Source organism: Pseudomonas sp. GW821-FHT03E01 (genome assembly GCF_059420765.1).
In genome coordinates, this window is the sequence record NZ_JBWKUI010000002.1 from 427712 (window position 1) to 443968 (window position 16257).

A 16257-nucleotide genomic window follows, 5' to 3' on the forward strand; every position below is an offset into this window, starting at 1 on the left:
GGCTCGCTTCGCAGTCGCGCCGAACGCAGTCTTCGGCAGCTACTACATAAGCCCGTGTTGTTTTAGCGCCCATTCGACATGCTCGCGCACCAGTTCCGACGGATAGTCCCGCCGTGCCTTCAACGCTTCCAGCACCGGAATGCTCGACGGCGCATTGCCCAGGCCGACCGCCAGATTGCGCAACCAACGCTCGTAACCGGCCCGACGCAACGGTGAACCTTCGGTGCTGCTGAGGAATTTTTCTTCGTCCCACATGAACAGTTCGGCCAGTTCGGCGTTGTCCAGGTTGTGCCGGGGTTTGAAGTCGCTTTCCCCGGAAGGCCGGGCGAAGCGGTTCCATGGGCAGACAATCTGGCAGTCATCGCAACCGAACACCCGATTGCCGATCAGCGGTCGTAAATCTTCAGGAATCGCGCTTTTCAGTTCGATGGTCAGGTACGAAATGCAGCGACGGGCGTCCAGCACATAGGGGCCGACGAAGGCATTGGTCGGGCAAATGTCCAGGCAGGCCGTGCAGCGACCGCAGTGCTCGGTGGCGTGGGGTGGGTCCACCGGCAGCGGCAGGTCGACGAACAGTTCGCTGAGGAAGAAGTAACTGCCGGCCTTGCGATTCAAGACCAGCGTGTTTTTGCCGATCCAGCCCAGGCCAGCCTGTTCGGCGATGGCCTTTTCCAGCACCGGGGCGCTGTCGACGAAGGCGCGGTAGCCGAACGGGCCGATCACCGCCTGGATTTTTTCCGCCAGTTGTTGCACGCGTTTACGAATTAATTTGTGGTAATCGCGGCCCAAGGCATAACGCGAGACGTAGGCTTTTTCCGGTTGGGCCAGCCGTTGCGCCATGTGCGTGTCGCCCGGCAGGTAGTCCATGCGCAGGGAAACCACGCGCAGGGTGCCCGGCACCAGTTCTTCCGGGTGCGAGCGTTTGCTGCCATGGGCGCCCATGTAATCCATTTCGCCGTGATAGCCAGCGGCGAGCCAGCGCTCCAGGTGCTGCTCATGCTCGGCCAGATCGAGGCCGCTGATGCCGACTTGCTGAAAGCCCAGCTCGCGGCCCCAGTCCTTGATGGATTGGGCGAGGGCGGGCAGGTCTGTGGTAATAGCGGGCATGAGGCGAGAGAAACCGGAGCTGAGATGCGTATAATTCTGCCAGACATCGGAGCCTGAAGACGCATGCCGCACACTAAAGATGAATTACCCGACGCGCTGTATAGCGCCGCGCAAGTCCGAGGGCTCGATGCGAGCGTGATCGCGGCCGGTACACCGGGCTTCGAATTGATGCAGCGTGCGGCACGGGCGACCTGGCGTGCGCTGGTCCGCCATTGGCCGACCGGGCACGAATTGAGTGTGGTGGCCGGCCATGGCAATAACGCGGGCGACGGTTATCTGGTGGCCGTGCTGGCCCGACGTGCCGGCTGGCATGTGCGGGTGCTGGCCGCCGGTGACCCCGGGCGTTTGCAGGGCGATGCCGCGTCGGCGCATGCCGAGGCGGTGGCCGAAGGCGTGGCCATTCAAGGCTGGACCCCGCACTCCGAGTTGCGCGGCATTGTGCTGGATGCATTGCTCGGCACCGGCCTGACCGGTGAAGTGCGCGAGCCGTTCGCCAGCGCCATCGCCGCGATCAATGCCAGTGGGCTCCCGGTTGCGGCGGTGGATATCCCCTCGGGGTTGTGCGCCGATACGGGTCGCCAGCTCGGCATTGCGGTTCGAGCAGACCTGACTGTGACGTTCATCGGGTTGAAGGTGGGGCTGTTCGCCGGTGACGCGGCGGATGTGGTGGGCGATTTGGTATTTAACGATCTGCACGTCGCCCCCGAGACATTTATTGGGGCCGAGATCAGTGCGCGTCGCCTGACGGCCGGTAATGTGCCGCGTCTGACCGGCCGCGCTCCAACTGCCCACAAAGGCAAATTCGGTCACGTATTGCTCGTTGGCGGTGATCGCGGTTTTGGCGGCGCCATCCTGCTTAGTGCACAAAGTGCCCTGCGCAGCGGTGCCGGCATGGTGTCCGTGGCCACCCGCAGCGAGCATGTTCCGGCCGCCCTGGCGCGTTTGCCGGAAGCTATGGTGCTCGGTACGTCGTCGGCCAATCAATTGATGGGCTTGCTGGAGAAGGCCACGGTGCTGGTCGTCGGCCCGGGGCTGGGGCAGGCCGCCTGGGGGCGCAGCCTGTTGTCGGCCGCGGCCAACGCGTCGCAGCCACAAGTATGGGATGCCGATGCATTGAACCTGTTGGCCGAAGGTGGCGTGAGCTTGCCCGCAGGTAGTGTCATCACGCCGCATCCGGGCGAAGCGGCACGATTGCTGGGGATATCGACAAAGGCCGTACAGGCTGACCGCCCGGCCGCGGCCCATGCGTTGAGCAAAAAATATACAGCGGTGGTAGTGCTCAAGGGCGCTGGCAGTCTGATTGCCAGCCCCGATGGGCGTCTGGCGCTGTGTCATCAGGGCCATCCGGCCATGGCGTCGGCCGGGTTGGGTGATGTGCTGGCCGGTCTGGTGGGCGCCCTGCTCGCTCAGGGCCTGGACGCGTATGACGCGGCCTGCCTGGCGGTCTGGCTGCACGCCAATGCCGGTGCGCAACAAGGTAAATTAGGCCGCGGGCTGGCGGCCAGTGATCTGATTCCAGCCATTCGTCAGTTGTTGGAGGAGCAAGCACCGTGTCTGAAGTAACCCTGTACCTGGCTGATGAGCAGGCCATGAGCGATTTTGGCGCACGTATCGCCAAAACCACCGGAGGGCACGGTCTGATCTTTCTTGAAGGGGATCTGGGCGCGGGGAAAACCACACTGTCCCGGGGCATCATCCGTGGCCTGGGGCATACCGGCGCGGTAAAAAGTCCGACCTTTACCCTGGTCGAGCCTTACGAGATCGGCGCCGTCCGCGCCTTCCATTTCGACTTATATCGATTGGTCGACCCCGAGGAGCTGGAGTACCTCGGCATCCGCGACTATTTCGATGACGACGCATTATGTCTTATTGAATGGCCCCAGAAGGGTGCAGGCTTTTTGCCAAAGCCCGACCTGACCATTACCATTAGCCCGCAAGACAGCGGGCGTTCGCTGAGAATTTTGCCCCAAGGCTCGCGTGGCGAGTCGTGGTGTGCCGTTTTGGCATTGGAATCCAAATAAATGATGGGGTTAGGTATGCGCTTTCGCGCGTTGGTTGCTGCCGTAGGGGTGTTGTTTTTGGCGGTGACCGTCGACGCTGTGGCCGAGACGAAGGTCAACAGTGTTCGCCTTTGGCGGGCGCCGGATAACACTCGACTGGTGTTCGACCTGACGGGGCCTGTCCAGCACAGCGTCTTTACCCTGACCGCACCGGATCGGCTGGTAATCGACATCAATGGCGCGACGCTCGGCTCGCCGCTGAACGTCTCCACGGCCAACACGCCGATCACGGCAATGCGTTCGGCTCAGCGTACGCCGACCGATTTGCGGGTAGTCATCGACCTGAAAAAAGCCGTCACGCCGAAAAGCTTCACCTTGGCGCCGAACGCCCAGTACGGCAATCGCCTGGTAGTCGACCTGTTCGACAACGCGGCCGATGCCTCGCCACCGCCTGCGCCAACACCGTCTGTGGCCACGGTACCCGCCGTACCCGTCACGCCGTCCGAGCCTTCGATCAAGCTGCCACCCGCACCGGCTGGCAAGCGCGATATTATCGTGGTGATCGATGCCGGTCACGGCGGCGAAGACCCGGGCGCCTCGGGCTCTCGCGGTCAGCGTGAGAAAGACGTGGTGCTGGCCATCGCCCGTGAACTGCAGCGTCAGGTCAATGGCATGAAAGGTTTCCGCGCCGAACTGACCCGTACCGGCGACTACTTCATTCCATTGCGTGGCCGTACCGAAATCGCCCGCAAGAAGGGCGCCGACCTGTTCGTTTCGATCCACGCCGACGCCGCGCCGTCAGCCGCAGCGTTCGGTGCGTCGGTGTTTGCCCTGTCTGACCGCGGCGCTACGTCGGAGACCGCCCGTTGGCTGGCCGACAGCGAAAACCGTTCCGACTTGATCGGCGGTGCCGGCAACGTCAGCCTCGACGACAAGGACCGGATGCTCGCCGGCGTGCTGCTCGACCTGTCGATGACCGCTTCCCTGACTTCCAGCCTGAACGTTGGCCAGAAAGTCTTGAGCAACATCGGTCGCGTCACGCCGCTGCACAAACAACGTGTCGAGCAAGCCGGGTTCATGGTGCTGAAGTCGCCGGATATCCCGTCGATCCTGGTGGAAACCGGGTTCATCTCCAACGCCAACGAAGCCTCGAAACTCGCGGCATCGAGCCACCAGCAGGCGCTGGCGCGCTCCATCAGCAGCGGCGTGCGGCAATTCTTCCAGCAGAACCCGCCGCCGGGCACCTACATTGCCTGGCTGCGCGATTCCGGCAAGATCGCCCAAGGCCCACGTGACCATCGCGTGAGCCCCGGTGAAACCCTGGCGATGATCGCCGTGCGTTATCAGGTGTCTGCGGCCACCTTGCGCAGTGCCAACAACTTGCAAAGTGACGAGCTGAAGATTGGTCAGACGTTGACCATTCCAGGCACTGAACTGGCGGCCAAAGAATGAACCAGGTGCTGACCAACACGGCGCGTATCGAGCTACTCAGTCCACGGCTGGCGAACCAGATTGCCGCTGGTGAAGTGGTTGAGCGCCCGGCCTCGGTGATCAAGGAGTTGCTGGAAAACAGCCTCGACTCCGGCGCCAAACGCATCGATGTCGATGTGGAGCAGGGCGGTGTCAAGCTGCTGCGGGTGCGCGACGATGGCAGTGGCATTTCCGCCGATGACCTGCCTTTGGCCCTGGCCCGTCACGCCACCAGCAAGATTCGCAACCTGGAAGACCTCGAACAGGTCATGAGCCTGGGGTTTCGTGGTGAGGCGCTGGCCTCCATCAGTTCCGTGGCGCGTCTGACCCTGACTTCCCGCACTCGCGACGCCGATCAAGCCTGGCAGGTGGAAACCGAAGGCCGGGACATGGCGGCTCGCGTGCAACCAGCGGCTCATCCGGTGGGCACTTCGGTGGAAGTGCGCGATTTGTTCTTCAATACCCCGGCGCGCCGCAAGTTTCTCAAGACCGAAAAAACCGAATTCGATCACCTGCAAGAAGTGATCAAGCGTCTGGCGCTGGCGCGGTTCGATGTGGCGTTCCATCTGCGCCATAACGGCAAAACCATCCTCAGCCTGCACGAAGCCCATGATGACGCGGCCCGCGCCCGGCGTGTGGCGGCGATCTGCGGGGCGGGCTTTCTGGAGCAGGCGTTGCCGATCGAAATCGAACGCAATGGCCTGCATTTGTGGGGTTGGGTCGGGTTGCCGACCTTCAACCGCAGCCAGGCGGATTTGCAGTATTTCTTTGTGAATGGCCGTGCCGTGCGCGACAAACTGGTGGCGCACGCAGTGCGCCAGGCTTATCGCGACGTATTGTTCAACGGTCGGCACCCGACATTCGTGCTGTTTTTCGAAGTCGATCCGGCGGGCGTCGACGTCAACGTGCACCCGACCAAGCACGAAGTACGCTTCCGTGACGGGCGCATGGTTCACGACTTCCTTTACGGCACTTTGCATCGCGCCTTGGGTGATGTGCGGCCGGAAGACCAGTTGGCCGCGCCTGTCGCGACAGCCGTGGTCCGGCCAACCGGTATCGAAGCCGGCGAGTTCGGCCCGCAGGGCGAGATGCGTCTGGCGGCCAATGCGCTGCTGGAGCAGCCTCAGGCCCAGCCGTCCTTCAATACTTCGGCGGGCTCTGGCGCCGGTGCCGGTTATCAGTATCAATACACGCCGCGACCTCAGTCCGGCGTGCCCGTCGCCGAAGCCCAGGCGGCCTATCGCGAGTTTTTCGCGCCGTTGCCCGAGGCCAATGCGGTCGCGCTGCCGGCCGGGCAAGATGACATTCCGCCGCTGGGCTATGCACTGGCGCAGCTCAAGGGCATCTACATTCTTTCGGAAAACGCCCAAGGCCTGGTGCTGGTAGACATGCATGCCGCCCATGAGCGGATCATGTACGAACGGCTGAAAGTCGCCATGGCCAGCGAGGGGTTGAGCGGTCAGCCATTGCTGGTGCCGGAATCCCTGGCGGTCAGCCAGCGCGAAGCCGACTGCGCCGAAGAAAACGTCGCCTGGTTCCAGCGTCTGGGTTTTGAATTGCAGCGCCTTGGCCCGGAAACCCTGGCCATCCGGCAAATCCCTGCGTTGCTGAAACAGGCCGAGGCCAACCGACTGGTTAGCGATGTGCTGGCGGATTTGATGGAATACGGCACCAGCGACCGGATTCAGGCGCACCTGAACGAACTGCTCGGCACCATGGCCTGCCACGGCGCGATTCGCGCGAATCGGCGCCTGGCCTTGCCGGAAATGAACGGCCTGCTGCGGGACATGGAAAACACCGAACGCAGCGGTCAATGTAACCATGGCCGACCGACCTGGACCCAACTGGGCCTGGACGATCTGGACAAACTGTTCTTGCGCGGTCGTTGATGAGCCAGTTCCCTCCCGCGATTTTCCTGATGGGGCCGACGGCCGCCGGCAAGACCGACCTGGCCATCGAACTCACCAAGGTCCTGCCCTGCGAGCTGATCAGTGTCGATTCGGCGCTGGTTTATCGCGGCATGGACATCGGCACCGCCAAACCCTCCAAAGAGATCCTGGCCGAATTCCCGCATCGTCTGATCGACATTCTCGACCCGGCCGAGAGTTATTCCGCCGCGGATTTCCGTCGCGATGCGTTGCAAGCCATGGGCGAGATCACCGCGCGGGGCAATATTCCGCTGCTGGTGGGCGGCACAATGCTCTATTACAAGGCTTTGCTCGAAGGTCTGGCCGACATGCCGGCGGCCGATGCGGACGTTCGTGCGCAAATCGAAGAAGAGGCTGCACGCCTTGGCTGGCAAGCCCTGCACGATCAATTGGCGGTGATTGATCCGCAATCCGCGGCGCGAATTCACCCGAACGATCCGCAGCGCCTTAGTCGTGCACTGGAAGTTTATCGCGTCAGCGGCCAGAGCATGACTGAGCTACGCTTGCGACAATCTGCGCAAAGTACTGAAGCAGCCGCTTCGGGACTGCAACAATTGCCCTATACTGTCGCGAACTTGGCCATCGCTCCGGCAAATCGCCAGGTACTGCACGAGCGCATTAAACAAAGATTCACAAATATGTTGGAACAGGGATTCGTCGACGAGGTCGTAGCCCTGCGAGATAGAGGTGACTTGCATTCCGGGTTGCCGTCTATACGTGCAGTAGGTTATCGACAAGTCTGGGATTACCTGGATGGCAAGCTGACGCAAGCCGAGATGCAGGAGCGTGGAATCATTGCCACGCGCCAATTGGCGAAGCGCCAGTTCACCTGGCTGCGCAGTTGGGCTGATTTACACTGGTTGGACAGCCTCGATTGCGACAATCTGCCGCGCGCCTTGAAATACCTCGGGACCATCTCCATATTGAGCTGAGTCCTTGCAATTGCCGTCTATCCTTGGGGGTGTGACGGCCCCAAGCCATCTGTTTACCTATTTTTTATATTGAATCCTTAAAGGAGTGCGGCACATGTCAAAAGGGCATTCGCTACAAGACCCTTACTTGAATACTTTACGTAAAGAGAAAGTGGGGGTTTCCATCTACCTGGTCAACGGGATCAAACTGCAAGGCACGATCGAGTCTTTCGACCAGTTCGTTATCCTGCTGAAAAACACCGTCAGCCAGATGGTTTACAAACACGCTATCTCTACAGTGGTGCCAGTTCGTCCAATTCGTCTGCCTAGCGCAACCGAATCCGAAGCAGGCGACGCTGAGCCAGGTAACGCCTGATAGGAGTCTCCTTTGTTCTTTGAGCGCCACGGTGGTGGTGAGCGGGCAATTCTCGTTCACTTGGATGGTCAGGACCCTGAGGCGCGCGAAGATCCGCAGGAGTTTCAGGAGTTGGCAATTTCGGCTGGTGCCGAGACCGTCGCGTTTTTTAACGTGCCGCGTCATCGGCCAACCGCCAAAACCCTGATCAGCAGCGGCAAGGTCGAAGAGTTACGCGACCTGGTCAAAGCCGAACAGGTCGATCTGGTGATTTTCAATCACATCCTCACGCCCAGTCAGGAACGTAACCTCGAACGTATTTTCGAGTGTCGCGTGATCGATCGCACGGGTCTGATTCTCGATATCTTCGCCCAACGCGCCCGCACCCATGAAGGCAAGCTCCAGGTCGAACTGGCCCAGCTTGAGTACATGAGTACGCGTCTGGTTCGCGGCTGGACTCACCTTGAGCGGCAGAAGGGCGGTATCGGCCTGCGCGGGCCGGGTGAAACCCAACTGGAAACCGACCGGCGCCTGTTGCGGATTCGTCTGCGTCAGATCAAGGGGCGCCTGGAAAAGGTCCGCAGCCAGCGCGAGCAGTCTCGTCGCGGGCGCAAGCGTGCTGACATTCCGACGGTTTCACTGGTGGGTTATACCAACGCCGGCAAATCGACGCTGTTCAACTCGGTCACCGATTCCGACGTCTTTGCCGCCAACCAGCTATTCGCGACCCTCGACCCGACCTTGCGCCGACTCGAGCTCGAGGACCTCGGGCCGATCGTGCTGGCCGACACCGTGGGCTTCATTCGTCACCTGCCGCACAAACTGGTCGAGGCATTTCGAGCTACGCTCGAAGAGTCGAGCAACTCCGACCTGCTGCTGCACGTGATCGATGCGCACGAGCCTGATCGTATGGCCCAGATCGAACAGGTCATGGTGGTACTCGGGGAGATCGGGGCACAAGACTTGCCGATCCTTGAGGTATACAACAAACTCGATTTGCTCGAGGGGGTTGAGCCGCAGATCCAGCGCGATGCCGATGGCAAACCGCAGCGGGTCTGGTTGTCGGCCAAGGACGGTACCGGCCTGGACTTGCTCAAGCAGGCAGTGGCGGAACTGTTGGGCAGCGATTTGTTTGTTGGCACCTTGCGCTTGCCGCAACGTTTTGCTCGACTGCGTGCGCAGTTTTTCGAACTCGGTGCGGTGCAAAAAGAAGAACACGACGAAGAAGGCATCAGCCTGCTGGCCGTTCGCTTGCCACGGATCGAATTGAATCGACTCGTGAGCCGCGAAGGTCTGCAACCGATGGAATTCATCGAGCAACACACTTTGCAATAAAAGCCTGAGAAAGCGGTTGTGCCGCGGTGACAGGCATTCTGTAGCATTGGTCGGCGCGCCGTGGGTGCGTCTTTGCTTTATCAGATGGAGAGCGCTATGGCTTGGAATGAGCCGGGTGGCAACTCGAATAATCAGGATCCTTGGGGTGGCAAGCGCCGCAATAACGGCGACCGCAAGGGACCACCGGATCTCGACGAGGCCTTCCGAAAGCTGCAGGAAAGCCTGAACGGGTTGTTCGGTGGTGGCAAGAAACGCGGTGATGAGGGTGGTGGTCCGGGCAAGAGTGGCGGCTTTGGTGGCCTGCTCGGCATCGGTCTGACCGTGCTCGCAGCCGTGTGGCTGTACAGCGCTGTCTACGTGGTCGACGAGCAGGAGCAGGCCGTGGTGCTGCGCTTCGGTAAATACTATGAAACCGTCGGCCCGGGCCTGAACATCTATTTCCCGCCGATCGATCGCAAGTACCTGGAAAACGTCACGCGTGAGCGTGCCTATACCAAGCAGGGTCAAATGCTGACTGAAGACGAAAACATCGTCGAAGTGCCGCTGACCGTGCAGTACAAGATCAGCAACCTGCAGGACTTCGTGCTGAACGTCGATCAGCCGGAAACCAGCCTGCAGCATGCGACCGACAGTGCCTTGCGCCACGTGGTGGGTTCTACCGCCATGGACCAGGTGCTGACCGAAGGTCGTGAATTGATGGCCAGCGAAATCAAGGAGCGTCTGCAACGTTTCCTCGATACCTATCGCACCGGTATCACCGTCACTCAGGTCAACGTACAGAGCGCTGCTGCACCGCGTGAAGTCCAGGAAGCCTTCGATGACGTGATCCGCGCCCGTGAAGACGAGCAGCGTTCGCGTAACCAGGCTGAAACCTACGCCAACGGCGTCGTGCCGGAAGCCCGTGGTCAGGCCCAGCGCATCCTCGAGGATGCCAACGGTTACCGCGACGAGACCGTCTCCCGCGCCAAGGGTGAAGCTGACCGCTTCACCAAACTGGTGGCCGAGTACCGCAAGGCGCCTGAAGTTACCCGTCAGCGTCTGTACCTGGACACCATGCAGGAAATCTTCAGCAACACCAGCAAGGTTCTCGTGACCGGCAACAAGAATGGCCAGAGCAATCTGCTGTATCTGCCGCTGGACAAGATGGTCGAGGATGGTCGCCGCACCAGCACTCCGGTGACCGGCGCAGCAGCCAGCAGCAATGAAGTGAATGTGCGTGCGGCAGCAGATCTGCAGCAACAGCAGGCACGTACCAGGGAGAGTCGCTGATGAGCAATAAATCGCTGATCGCCCTTATTATCGGCGTCGTCGTGGCGATCGTTGCCTGGAACTGCTTCTACATCGTGGCTCAGACCGAGCGTGCGGTGTTGCTGCAGTTCGGTCGCGTGGTCCAGGCCGATGTTCAGCCGGGCCTGCATGTGAAAGTGCCTTACGTCAACAAGGTGCGCATATTCGATGCGCGCCTGATGACGCTGGATGCACCGACACAGCGCTTCCTGACGCTGGAAAAGAAAGCCGTGATGGTCGATGCCTACGCCAAGTGGCGCGTGAAAGATGCCGAGCGCTTCTACACCGCGACTTCCGGCCTCAAGCAGATTGCCGACGAGCGTCTGTCCCGTCGTCTGGAGTCGGGCCTGCGTGACCAGTTCGGTAAACGCACCCTGCACGAAGTGGTGTCCGGTGAGCGTGATGCGCTGATGGCAGACATCACCGCTTCGCTGAACAAGATGGCAGAAAAAGAGCTGGGCATTGAAGTTGTCGATGTCCGGGTCAAGGCCATCGACCTGCCGAAGGAAGTGAACCGCAGCGTGTTCGAGCGTATGAGCACCGAGCGTGAGCGTGAAGCTCGCGAGCACCGCGCCAAGGGTAACGAGCTGGCCGAAGGCATCCGTGCCGACGCCGACCGTCAACGCCGCGTGCTGCTGGCTGAAGCCTATCGTGAATCCGAAGAGGTGCGCGGTGATGGTGATGCCCAGGCTGCTGCGATCTACTCTAAGGCATACGGCCAGGATCAGGAGTTCTACGCGTTCTACCGTAGCCTGCGTGCCTACCGTGAAAGCTTCGCGAACAAATCCGACGTCATGGTCCTGGACCCGAGCAGTGACTTCTTCCGTTACCTGGAAAAAGCCAAGCCTTGATACGACGTTGACCTGAATCATCCCCCCGCCTGGCGGCTAAAGCCTCGGGCGGGGTGATCCTTTGGGAAAACGTGTGTATGATGCGGCAGCCGGGAAATTCCCGGCTTTTTTGCGTCTGCACGTTTGATTGCTGTTTTCATGCAGGCGCCCGAGTTGAATGACTCGACAGGTTTTTCGAGGAAAGTGGTTGGCGAAGCCGGTTCCAGGCTTTTCGCCACGTTGTTCATGCGCGGGGTTTATGCACATGAGCCGATCATTTTCTGCTTCACTCAAGGCTCGCCCAAAGGCTTGCTGCCCGGATCATAGGGGAATGGCGTAATGGCAACGGTAGACCGCTGGCTGCTGCCAGATGGCATCGAAGAAGTACTGCCACCGGAGGCTGCGCGCATCGAAGTTGCGCGTCGCCAGGTGTTGGATCTGTTCCAGAGCTGGGGTTACGAGTTTGTCGTGACTCCCCATATCGAGTACCTGGAATCCCTGCTGACCGGCGCAGGCCAGGACCTCGATCTGCGCACCTTCAAGGTCATCGACCCGCAGTCGGGCCGGCAGATGGGTTTCCGTGCCGACATCACGCCGCAAGTGGCGCGCATCGATGCGCACACCCTGCGTCGCGAAGGCCCGAGCCGTCTGTGCTATGCCGGTAGCGTGCTGCATGCTCAGCCACGTGCGTTGTCGTCCTCGCGCAGCCCGATTCAACTGGGCGCCGAGTTGTACGGCGATGCCAGCCCGAGCAGCGACGTGGAAGTCATCAGCCTGATGCTGGCCATGCTGCAACTGGCCGATGTGCCGGATGTGCACATGGACCTCGGGCATGTCGGCATCTACCGCGGCCTGGCCCGCGCCGCCGGTTTGTCCGGCGAAGTCGAGCAACAGTTGTTCGATGCATTGCAACGTAAAGCCATCGACGAGGTCATTACCTTGACCGAAGGCCTGCCTGCCGATCTGTCGGGCATGCTGCGAGCGCTGGTCGACCTGTGTGGCGGTCGTGAAGTGTTGAGCGCTGCCCGCGAGCGTCTGGCCAATGCGCCGGCGCCTGTTCTGGCGGCCCTGGACGATTTGCTGGCGATTGCCGAGCGTCTGTCCACGCGTTTCCCGGAGTTACCGCTGTACTTCGACCTGGGCGAATTGCGCGGCTACCACTACCACACCGGTGTGGTGTTCGCCGTGTTCGTGCCGGGTGTTGGCCAGTCCATCGCTCAGGGCGGTCGTTACGACGATATCGGTGCCGACTTCGGTCGCGCCCGTCCGGCGACAGGCTTCTCCACCGATTTGAAAACCCTGGTGACCCTGGGGCGTGCTGAGATCGAGCTACCGTCTGGCGGTATCTGGATGCCTGACAGTACGGATGCAGCACTCTGGCAGCAGGTTTGCCAGTTGCGCAGTGAGGGTCAGCGTGTCGTTCAGGCATTGCCTGGGCAACCTTTGGCCGCCGCCCGTGAAGCGGACTGCGACCGGCAATTGATTCAGCAGAACGGGCTTTGGCAAGTATCGCCACTGGCTTCTTGAGTTTTCCTGCCGGCCGCCGCCGGCACCAAGTTTGCGCGAATGAGGACAAGTGTTATGGGTAAGAATGTCGTAGTCCTGGGCACCCAATGGGGTGATGAGGGCAAAGGCAAGATCGTTGATCTGCTGACCGAACATGCTGCCGCCGTAGTGCGCTACCAAGGTGGCCACAACGCTGGTCACACTCTGGTGATCGACGGCGAAAAAACCGTCTTGCACCTGATCCCGTCTGGCGTGCTGCGCGAAGGTGTGCAGTGCCTGATCGGTAACGGCGTGGTGGTTGCACCCGACGCCCTGCTGCGGGAAATCAACAAGCTGGAAGAGAAAGGCGTACCGGTGCGCGAGCGCCTGCGTATCAGCCCGTCCTGCCCGCTGATCCTGTCCTACCACGTAGCACTGGACCAGGCCCGTGAAAAGGCCCGTGGCGAGCTGAAGATCGGCACCACCGGTCGCGGCATCGGCCCGGCTTACGAAGACAAGGTTGCCCGTCGCGGTCTGCGCATCGGTGATCTGTTCCATCGTGAGCGTTTCGCCGCCAAGCTGGGCGAGTTGCTGGATTACCACAACTTCGTACTGGTCAATTACTACAAAGAGCCAGCGATCGACTTCCAGAAGACACTCGACGAGTGCATGGAATACGCCGAGCTGCTCAAGCCGATGATGCTCGACGTCACCGCAGAGCTGCACAACCTGCGTCGTGCCGGCAAGGACATCATGTTCGAAGGCGCCCAGGGCTCCCTGCTGGACATCGACCACGGCACCTATCCGTACGTCACCAGCTCCAACACCACCGCTGGCGGCATCGCCACTGGTTCGGGTGTTGGTCCGATGTTCCTGGACTACATCCTCGGCATCACCAAGGCTTACACCACGCGCGTCGGCTCCGGTCCGTTCCCGACTGAGCTGTTCGACGACGTTGGTGCGTTCCTGGCCAAGCGTGGCCACGAGTTCGGCGCCACCACTGGCCGTGCCCGTCGTTGCGGCTGGTTCGATGCCGTGATCCTGCGTCGCGCTATCGATGTGAACAGCATCTCGGGCCTGTGCCTGACCAAGCTGGACGTGCTGGACGGCCTGGAAACCATCAACATCTGCGTAGGCTACAAGAACGAAGATGGTGCAGTGATCGACGCACCGACCGACGCCGACAGCTACATCGGCCTGGAGCCGGTGTACGAGCAGATGCCGGGCTGGAGCGAGTCGACCCTGGGTGCCAAGACCCTGGAGGAGCTGCCTCAGGCTGCGCGCAACTACATCAAGCGCATCGAAGAGTTGGTCGGCGCGCCGATCGACATTATTTCGACGGGCCCGGACCGCAACGAAACTATCGTTCTGCGTCACCCGTTCGCTTAATAAGTCGTTGATGTAAAACACAAAGGCCCCTTAATCGGGGCCTTTGTCGTTTATGCCTGTTGGACGGCATGACCTTTGCTGTGAATATTGCCTTCAGAATGCCATCAATTTAATGGCGTTAGAGTAGAGGGATTTCCTGTGTCGGCCGTTCTCTCACTGTTACAAAGCCGTTTGTTGCGGCCCGTGTTCGTTACCCTTGGTATCGCCCTTTTGGTGCAGGTGCTGGTGGCTGTCGCTCTGACCCGGAGCACGGTGACTGCGCTGGAAACCGATCTGGGCGTGCGCTTGGGCTCCGATAGCCAAAAGCTCTCCGGTGAGCTGGAGCAGGCGGGGCGTGAAGTCACGTCGAGCCTGGATAACCTGTCCAGCAATACCCGTCAGCGCCTGACCGCTGGGCTGTCTTCACGTTTGAAAGACGAGCAGGCTCAACTGCGTACGACGCTGGAGAAGGACCTGAAGGACTCGGCCAATGACATGGCGCAACTTCTGGCGTCGGTCGCACCCCGCGCCATGTGGGACAGCGACATTCCCACCCTGTCCGAATTCGCTCGCCGCGCCCAGCGCAATCCCAACGTGTTGTTCGTGGTCTATGACGACGCCACGGGCCAGCACCTGACGCGCTATCTCAACCGGGAGAACGCGATCAACAAGGCGCTTCTGGAGAAAGGCCAGGGCGAGCGGGCGTTGGACAAGGTGCTGGACGCAGCGAAGAGCGATCCGTCGGTCTACTACCTCGAAGCCTCGATCAGTCCCAATGGCGTGGAAATCGGCAAAGTCTTGATGGGGGTCTCAACTGCCTCTGTGGAAACCGATCTGGCGGCGCTGGACAAGCGCTTCTCGGCGCTGATCGCCAGCAGCGATCAATTGGTGGGTGACAGCCTCAAAGGTGCGGCGGCCGACAGCGCAACGGCGATGCGCGGGCGTCTGCAATCGGCGCAGTCCACTGCTTCTGAAATGAAAGCCAACACCACGGGCGCCGTGCAGGAAGCCGCGGGGGCTTTGCGCTGGCGCATCGGCATGGGCCTGGCGGTAGTGGGTTTCGGTGTGCTGCTGTTACTGGCGGTGGTGCTGGGGCGTCGAGTGGTCAATCGCCTGAAAATGCTCATTGTCGCGATGGATGACTTGGCGGCAGGCGAGGGCGACCTGACCAAGCGCGTGCAGATCAACAGCCAGGACGAGATCGGCGACATGGCCTCAGCGGTTAATCGCTTTGTGGATAAGTTGCAGCCGATCGTGCGCGAGGCGGGCGATGTGGCCCAGCGTACCGGCGTGGAAATCGGCGCCATGACCCTGCGCAATGCTGGTGCCGATGCGGCGGCTGGCATGCAGCGCGATGAAGTGGCCGAAAGCCTGCGCGCGTTGTCGCAAATGGCTGACGAGGCTCAGTCTGAAAGCCACGCCATGCAGGCCGCTTTGCAGCAGGTGGTGGGCATTCGTCAGGCCACGGATGAGAACACCCGGACTTCGGCGAAGGTCGGTAGTCTCATCGAGGCATTGGCCGGACAGGTCGACACCGGCGCGAAAGTCATCGAGCGCCTGGCGCAACAGAGTGAGCAGATTGAAGTGGTGCTGACGGTGATTCACGGGATCGCCGAACAAACCAACTTGCTGGCACTGAATGCGGCGATTGAAGCGGCGCGTGCCGGCGAGACCGGTCGCGGGTTTGCTGTGGTGGCGGACGAGGTGCGGGCTCTGGCGAGCAAGACCCAGAGCTCCACCGGTGACATTCAGGCGCACATCGTTGCACTGCAGCAGGGCGCGCGTGAGGCCGTCGCGGCAATCGGGCAGGCTGGGCGTCAGGCCAGCGAAGGCCTGCTGGTGTTGCGCGATAGCGCGCGGTTGCAACAGTCGGTGCAGGCGTCGGTCGAGCAGGTGCATGCGGCGATCGGCCTGGCGACCCAGGCCGCGGCGCATCAGGCGCAAGGTGCGCAGGCCGTGCGTGGGCGGGTTGAGACCATCCATGCTCAAGCTGAGAAGGCGGCTCAGGCGGTCGTGGAGACCACGGCCAGCGGCAAGGTGCTGGATGGGTTGGCGGCGCAGTTGAAGGCGAGCCTGGGGCAGTTCAGGGCTTAGGTTTCTCGTTCGCAGGTCTGGTGCCTTCGCGGGCAAGCCTCGCTCCTACAAGGGCTACGTAATCCTTGTAGGGGCGAGGCTTGCCCG

The 16257-nt window shown here is 61.2% G+C and carries 13 protein-coding genes; 12 read left to right on the forward strand and 1 reads right to left on the reverse strand.

Annotated elements, in window-relative coordinates; genetic code table 11:
- Positions 1 to 42: 42 nt before the first annotated feature.
- Positions 43 to 1107 (reverse strand): tRNA epoxyqueuosine(34) reductase QueG, encoded by a 1065-nt coding sequence (gene queG, locus AC07VO_RS04870; protein ID WP_086944082.1) that lies wholly within the window; start codon positions 1105 to 1107, stop codon positions 43 to 45.
- A gap of 63 nt (positions 1108 to 1170) precedes the next feature.
- On the opposite strand from queG, the gene AC07VO_RS04875 reads away from it, so the two are divergent.
- From AC07VO_RS04875 to AC07VO_RS04930, 12 genes are all read left to right on the forward strand, one after another.
- On the forward strand, positions 1171 to 2670 hold the full coding sequence (locus AC07VO_RS04875) for an NAD(P)H-hydrate dehydratase (RefSeq protein ID WP_086944081.1): 1500 nt from the start codon (positions 1171 to 1173) through the stop codon (positions 2668 to 2670).
- Positions 2658 to 3128, forward strand: a complete 471-nt coding sequence (tsaE, locus tag AC07VO_RS04880; RefSeq protein ID WP_018928505.1) for a tRNA (adenosine(37)-N6)-threonylcarbamoyltransferase complex ATPase subunit type 1 TsaE — start codon at positions 2658 to 2660, stop codon at positions 3126 to 3128. The genes AC07VO_RS04875 and tsaE overlap by 13 nt, the downstream gene beginning before the upstream one ends.
- Positions 3129 to 4559 carry an N-acetylmuramoyl-L-alanine amidase gene (locus tag AC07VO_RS04885; RefSeq protein ID WP_064616019.1) on the forward strand — a complete coding sequence of 477 codons (1431 nt, stop codon included), beginning with the start codon at positions 3129 to 3131 and terminating at the stop codon, positions 4557 to 4559.
- The gene (mutL, locus tag AC07VO_RS04890) at positions 4556 to 6466 is read left to right on the forward strand and encodes a DNA mismatch repair endonuclease MutL (RefSeq protein WP_086944080.1); all 1911 of its coding nucleotides are present in this window, start codon (positions 4556 to 4558) and stop codon (positions 6464 to 6466) included. The genes AC07VO_RS04885 and mutL overlap by 4 nt, the downstream gene beginning before the upstream one ends.
- Positions 6466 to 7437 (forward strand): tRNA (adenosine(37)-N6)-dimethylallyltransferase MiaA, encoded by a 972-nt coding sequence (gene miaA, locus AC07VO_RS04895; RefSeq protein ID WP_086944079.1) that lies wholly within the window; start codon positions 6466 to 6468, stop codon positions 7435 to 7437. The genes mutL and miaA overlap by 1 nt, the downstream gene beginning before the upstream one ends.
- 94 nt (positions 7438 to 7531) lie before the next feature.
- Positions 7532 to 7792: an RNA chaperone Hfq gene (gene hfq, locus AC07VO_RS04900; RefSeq protein ID WP_007902656.1), complete on the forward strand. Its 261-nt coding sequence runs from the start codon at positions 7532 to 7534 to the stop codon at positions 7790 to 7792.
- A 12-nt stretch (positions 7793 to 7804) separates the two neighbouring features.
- On the forward strand, positions 7805 to 9106 hold the full coding sequence (gene hflX / locus AC07VO_RS04905) for a ribosome rescue GTPase HflX (protein WP_007939591.1): 1302 nt from the start codon (positions 7805 to 7807) through the stop codon (positions 9104 to 9106).
- A 96-nt stretch (positions 9107 to 9202) separates the two neighbouring features.
- On the forward strand, positions 9203 to 10375 hold the full coding sequence (gene hflK / locus AC07VO_RS04910) for an FtsH protease activity modulator HflK (protein WP_018928501.1): 1173 nt from the start codon (positions 9203 to 9205) through the stop codon (positions 10373 to 10375).
- The gene (gene hflC, locus AC07VO_RS04915; RefSeq protein ID WP_086944078.1) at positions 10375 to 11244 is read left to right on the forward strand and encodes a protease modulator HflC; all 870 of its coding nucleotides are present in this window, start codon (positions 10375 to 10377) and stop codon (positions 11242 to 11244) included. Before hflK ends, hflC begins: the two co-directional genes overlap by 1 nt.
- A 318-nt stretch (positions 11245 to 11562) precedes the next feature.
- Positions 11563 to 12750, forward strand: a complete 1188-nt coding sequence (locus AC07VO_RS04920; protein WP_007939588.1) for an ATP phosphoribosyltransferase regulatory subunit — start codon at positions 11563 to 11565, stop codon at positions 12748 to 12750.
- A gap of 54 nt (positions 12751 to 12804) precedes the next feature.
- Positions 12805 to 14097 carry an adenylosuccinate synthase gene (locus tag AC07VO_RS04925; RefSeq protein ID WP_018928499.1) on the forward strand — a complete coding sequence of 431 codons (1293 nt, stop codon included), beginning with the start codon at positions 12805 to 12807 and terminating at the stop codon, positions 14095 to 14097.
- A gap of 138 nt (positions 14098 to 14235) precedes the next feature.
- Positions 14236 to 16170, forward strand: coding sequence for a methyl-accepting chemotaxis protein (locus AC07VO_RS04930; protein ID WP_064616021.1), 1935 nt, complete (start codon positions 14236 to 14238; stop codon positions 16168 to 16170).
- Positions 16171 to 16257: the final 87 nt, after the last annotated feature.